We start from the raw sequence: 5,824 nt of genomic DNA, 5'->3' as shown, positions 1-5,824 counted from the left end.
CTACTGGCTAGACAAAAACGTGTACAAATTGAACGATACCATTCAAGCCGATCACTCAATACCATTTTGACCGAAAAGTGATCGGCATCGATGGTATTGAGTGATCTTGATGGATGGTATTAGGTGATCGGCTTAGATAGTATTAGGTGATCGCGATGCATGAGAATATGCAGATGCCCCGTTTATTATTAACTTCATTAATCATTTAGATAGATAAGATGCAGGTGGTAGTTGCAAATACAACCACTGCGCATCGTATTTATAAAGCCACATGTAACAAGCTGGGTACATCGCTTTTATCTCTGCTCGTGTCGAATAGCAATTAGCCTTTAATGCTGTAGACATTTCATTTCTATATTTACTTCTTTTATCCAATGCTCTTAGGTATTGACGCCACTCAGAGAGCTGATAGCTCTCCCCACATACTTTTTCAACTGAGCTTATAGAAACCCTCTCGGCCTTTGCAATTACGTCTCTAGCATCACCTTTTATCAAGCGGATTAAAATACGCTTTTCTATATCAGCTGAAATAAATTGCGTCCGCTTTAGATAGCCTATATTTTCTTGCTTTGCTAACTTAATAACGTAGCCTACGGAGCACTTTACCCGTCTAGCAATTTCGGTAAAATTCAATTCATTTTTCTGTAGTAACACCAAACATTGCTTATGGCGTTTTTTATCTTTATTTTTATCTGTTAGTTGTAGCTGTATGTCTCCCTGCGTTGCTCTATCTGGCAATTGTTCCAAGGCAAAACGAAATAATATAAGTTTGAGCGGGTGACATGGATAGTTAGGCTTTCTAATAAGATTTCTTGCTACATGCTCAGTGATAATGTCCATACTAAATAAAAGTTCTGATACTTTTGAATGAGCAGCCAATAAACAATGCATATTAATGCTATTCTTACCCATAAATCCTTTTTGCTTAATCAGTGTGTTTAAACTGCTTTGATCTAATAACAGGTCATTACGCGATTTATTTTTAGCCGATTCATTAATTTTTAAAACATAAGTAGTAAATAATTGCTGTAAATCTCTCGCAGGCTCTTCATGATATAATATTACTTGTGGAGGAAGCCTGTATACACGCGATGATGGAGGCGTACAAATAAGCAAGGTCTGATGGATTTGACAGCTTTTTATCCCTGTAAACTGATGCGACAGATGCCAATAAGCAACGCCATACTTACTTTTGTCAGCTTCAATACACGACAAACAGTATTTGTCATTGCTCAATGCTTTCAGGCCAGATTGAGAAATTTTAGCCTCATTACCTAATCGATAAGAAGGTCCAATAAGCATGACTTCTTTGAGCTTCTTAGGGTCATTACCTGCTAAAGAGAATAAGGGATAATAGGTATGTCCATTAAGCAATAGCTCAGAAGATAAATTAGTTTGCTCAGCAAAATACGCTAAATGGGTGGCAAGTTTTTGATCCAAACTTAGTCCATATTGCCCAAGCCAAAGTAAGCTTGCATTTCGATGGCTAGCCCCCCCCGAGTAAACCCTAAGCCGTGCTAAAAATGAATAAATGGTCTCATCAGGTAACAACGGCAAAATATTCATATATTCTAATTAAGTTGCTTATCAATATAACCGTCTGCTTCGGAATTTATTGCTTGTCCTATAGATAAATTTACGCCTAAATACTCTTCTGTAAATTTTATTAAAAGCAAAAACATCATTGGGTGGGTGTATTTATTTTTAGGGAATAATATACGTTGCACTGTAAAGGCTGCCGATAATTCAAACCCTGCTCCGTAGCGCTGAGTTGGCTCTAATTTTTTAAATGCCTCTTTTAAAAACAAAACCCATTGATTAATTAATTCACGTGAAAACATTACACTTCTTATCGTATGCCTTACCTCTAACATTTCATATAAAGAGGTGCGTATTGATGCAACCCACGCTCGTGTTATTGGTAATGGTTGAGTTAGTAAATGCCTCGATTGGCTTTCCAACCACACATGTAAAGGGGTTATAACTATCTTAGGTATCCTACAAGCACTATTAGGGCTAATAACTGGGTAATCTATTAGTGTTTTTTTATGCTCCCACACAGCATGTTCTAGCGCTATCGAATGCTTTCTGCATATATAAATTGTAGGTATTTGATGATCACTATGCCAGTAGGACAAACCAGTCAATTCCCTATCATCTTGGGCACACATCCTGCAAAACTTAAGTGGTTTAAATACCTTTAAAAGCTGCTCACCTTCGAATAGATTTTTACTCACTTTATGACCATTTATAATAGCTGTATTGTAGAGATTAAGTTCACTAGGCTTAATAAAGCCTTGCCAATAGTTAGCACTATAATGATTAGTTAATACTTTACAGTCTATAGAGTAATTGTTACTTACAATATTTTCTGACACCAACTTTTTTATACAAGGAATAATGGAACGTGGATAAATATTATCGGATATTGTTGCAGCCTTCACATCGGATATAAACATTTCTGAGGGTAAACTTAAATATTTCCCCAAGTAGCGTAGCCTCATTATATAGGCTGGGAAGTATTCATTAGCTTGAATTGGAAAAAAATTGCATAAATTTATAAGGGTAGTCATTTTGGCTCCATCACTTAAATAAAGTCGCTTATATCTATTGGTTTAAACTCAGCTTCCTTATTTTTTACGCGTTTATCCCTTTTGCTTTTTTTACAAACTTCATTCGATTGATTCGAATTAGCCTTAACTCTGGGCACATTGTTTAAACCAAGTTTAAAATCTGTATTCCCATTATTTAACTCCTTTATTGAGCTTTTTAATAAAACTTCTGTTAATTGATTAATGTTGCCTTCCTCTGCAAGTTCAGATACTTTGCAAGCTAGGTGAATGAGCTCATTCATACAACCAAAAGCAAAATCATCAATTAGATCTAATTGCTTATCCGTAAGTTGCTTTTGCGATTTCTTGAATATGAAGTCACCGAACAAAGTTTTAATAGCTGTTTTCCACTCCTGAGAGTCAACCTCAAAATAACGAAGTTCATGATAAATAGCCTCTTTAAAACGCCTTAACGTGGCTTGGCTTAGCATTAGTGCTTGAACCAATTGAGGAGTACCTATAAGCAAGATAGGTACATTAAATCGATTATAGATTTGCTGCAAAAATGAGCTACTTATTGAATCTCTATTAGATTGCGATTTCTGATCAAACCACTGGCTTTCATCTAGTATAATAATCCCTACTGAATATTGGATACACAGTAAACGTATTACACTACAATGCTTGTGAATACTGTCACGTTCATTCAGATCAGCTAAATTACGAGTTCCCGCAACTCTATCGATTTCTTCAATAATTAATCTAAGGGTTGCTTTCCTTGTAGCTTCACACGTTATCATTATCCAAGGAATTTGAATTAAAGGCGTATTTGTTGCGGTGCATAAACTTTGGTGTGTAATTTTTTGTGGAAACTCACGTAAAGATTCACTGACCAGCTTAGTTTTGCCAACTCCAGACTCTCCGAATAAACAGCCACCTAATTCAACTTTTTTCGTAATGTGGCTAACCGGCCTATTTATGTCACTAAAAATAGATTCATTAACTTCTTTAAAATATTCTGAGCTATTAATATTTTTATTTCTATAACCTTCTTTTATCATTGTTTCTATGCTTTTATAAACTTTCCAAGCATCTTCAGTTGGAATGTAAAATAGCTCTTTGACTTGACTTGATATATGACAATGATTAGGTGGTTGCTCACTCCGGGTTTTACGCACAGCCTCATGAAATTCACACCTAGTCTCAATATTAGGTAAAAATTCTGTTAGTGGATTAAGCATCGTTACTTTCCTCTTTTTCAAAATCATCAAGTAAAGAAGAACTTCCACCCACTAATACGACAGCTGTCCTTTGTGCATTACTTTTAGTTTCACACATTAAATCAAGCTTTGTATTTTCATCTAAGTGTTTTGATACTGATTTATTGCTTGTCTTTTTAACGTTCCTTAGATCTTTGACTCTACCTGATTCAAACTCTATTATTAATTTCGCGATCGCTTCTTTTTGATTTTGACGTCTATCGCGGAGTAAACTTTCTAGTACAAACTCTTGTTTACCCAAATTCTCGATATCGTCACCATACAAGCCAGAAAATCGTCTACTTCTATCTGATAATTTAAACTCAATGCATTCATAATCTGTAATCGGACCGCAGTACCAAATATGATCAATCCAATTAGGCAGTATCATCACCTCAATTTCATAAATCCCCTTGCCAAGGGCATTGAGCGCAGCTTCTCGATGTTTATTAAGAGCATTATTATCAGTTTGATACTTTAGTTTGACGTGTCCTTGCCCCTTCATAGGTCTGTTCACTTCAAACGCCTGTTTAGTGAGCATTACTTTAAAACGCGGTAGTAAAGCCAGTAAAATATCTTTATTAGAGCGAACAACTCCTCCATTGGCCTTGGTTTTTAGACCATAATTAAAGAGGCTTTGTGGTGTTGGCTCTATGTTATTTATACACGCTTCTAAATCCCGCTTTTCAATTGCAGTTCCAGAGTGATTCCTCGAAACAAAATGTATAATCAAAACTTTATATAATTCCGGCATTGTTAAAGATGCTTTTTGCGATGCATGTTGAGTACTTTTAGGTTTATCTTTATCTACACGGGCCTTTATCAGATCTGTTATATCTGCTTTTAATGATTTAAATCCAGTTTCTACTGTTCCTTTATTGCTCCCCATATAAGATTCAGTAAAAGATACTCCAAGTATACCGAGCTTAGATTCAAGTATTTCTGATACTTTTTTATCTTTAAACTCAGTCCCACGATCAAACAGAATTTCACTACATATATGATTACAAGGCCAATCAGTTTTCTTTATTGTTATTCCATGTTGGGCAGCAAAAGCGACTTTATCCGTGAATGCATTATGCATAGCCATTAAAAATGACTCTTCAGTATTTCCATCGAGAGTAAGGTGTAAACCAACAACACACCCACTGTACGTATCATAAACGGTATAAAGTGTAGGGCGCCTTATAGGCTTTTTACCTTCTAAATCAGTAAAAATAGATAGTAGATATACATCTAAAGTGGTCGAATCAATTTCATACCTAGCGGTCGGAAAGGGAATATTATGACGTGCAGTTGAAGTGAGAGCCCTTCGATTATTCTTATAATTTTTAATCCCTTCCTTGGCAATTAGACGCTGCTTTTCACTTGTGTGTTTTTTGAACAAGGAAATAAATTGATTACGCGTAATTTTATAGTCATCCCAATGTAAGTGTGGGTTATCTGTTATCAATTTTTCTTTTAACTTTACGCAAAACAAGGTAAATAATTGATGTAAATGGTTAGGGCTAGAAAGGGATAGGCTTTTGGAAAATTGTGCCATAACACTATGGTCAAATTCAGTAATAGCGCGCTGATTTAATCCTCCAACATTTCTTGGTCTCCCCAAACCGTGAGGATATTTCTCCCTACCATCACGCAGATTTTTTGGAATTTCACGTGCTTTCCCAATTTTATGGTTACTTGGGATAAGCGCTTCTTTACATCGACCAAATGCAAAGTAAATATTTAACGTTCTATATACTGTAGATAAATTAATCTTATTATTTACAGCTATTTCATTGAGTACATAACTTGGATAAGTTCCTTTTACATATAATTCTAATGCTTCAGGGATAATGAAGAAATCATGTATGATATTCATTTTCTGATTTAATTTTGCTTCTAATTTTTCAGCCCTTTTACGCTTTTCTATATTTTTTTTATCAGTTTCTTTGTAAGCGCGTAATTAGCCCCACATACCAATGTTAATGGCACCTATGCATAATTTACTCAGCATATTAACCTGAGGTA

Annotated in this window: 4 protein-coding genes; all 4 read right to left on the bottom strand. The window is 35.3% G+C overall.

The window, feature by feature from the left end; genetic code table 11:
- Positions 1–201 precede the first annotated feature (201 nt).
- From J5X91_RS17715 to J5X91_RS17700, 4 genes are read right to left on the bottom strand one after another with little or no spacing between them, the layout of a single operon-like run.
- Entirely contained in the window at positions 202–1,566 is a 1,365-nt protein-coding gene (locus J5X91_RS17715) for a TnsD family Tn7-like transposition protein (protein ID WP_208835358.1), read from the bottom strand.
- Positions 1,567–1,571: 5 nt separating this feature from the next.
- Positions 1,572–2,573, bottom strand: a complete 1,002-nt coding sequence (locus J5X91_RS17710; RefSeq protein ID WP_208835357.1) for a hypothetical protein — start codon at positions 2,571–2,573, stop codon at positions 1,572–1,574.
- Between the two features lie 14 nt (positions 2,574–2,587).
- Positions 2,588–3,793, bottom strand: a complete 1,206-nt coding sequence (locus J5X91_RS17705; protein WP_208835356.1) for an ATP-binding protein — start codon at positions 3,791–3,793, stop codon at positions 2,588–2,590.
- Entirely contained in the window at positions 3,786–5,675 is a 1,890-nt protein-coding gene (locus J5X91_RS17700) for a hypothetical protein (protein ID WP_208835355.1), read from the bottom strand. The genes J5X91_RS17705 and J5X91_RS17700 overlap by 8 nt, the downstream gene beginning before the upstream one ends.
- Between the last annotated feature and the right edge of the window lie 149 nt (positions 5,676–5,824).

It is taken from the genome of Pseudoalteromonas sp. K222D (assembly GCF_017653575.1).
In the GTDB taxonomy this organism is placed as follows: Bacteria; Pseudomonadota; Gammaproteobacteria; order Enterobacterales; family Alteromonadaceae; genus Pseudoalteromonas; species Pseudoalteromonas nigrifaciens.
This window is presented reverse-complemented; position numbering and strand designations above follow the sequence as displayed.

Excerpts from the sequence above, each read along its gene's own strand:
- J5X91_RS17710 (WP_208835357.1), bottom strand. The coding sequence starts at position 2,573 with ATGACTACCCTTATAAATTTATGCAATTTTTTTCCAATTCAAGCTAAT.
- J5X91_RS17700 (WP_208835355.1), bottom strand. The coding sequence starts at position 5,675 with ATGAATATCATACATGATTTCTTCATTATCCCTGAAGCATTAGAATTA.
- J5X91_RS17715 (WP_208835358.1), bottom strand. The coding sequence starts at position 1,566 with ATGAATATTTTGCCGTTGTTACCTGATGAGACCATTTATTCATTTTTA.
- J5X91_RS17705 (WP_208835356.1), bottom strand. The coding sequence starts at position 3,793 with ATGCTTAATCCACTAACAGAATTTTTACCTAATATTGAGACTAGGTGT.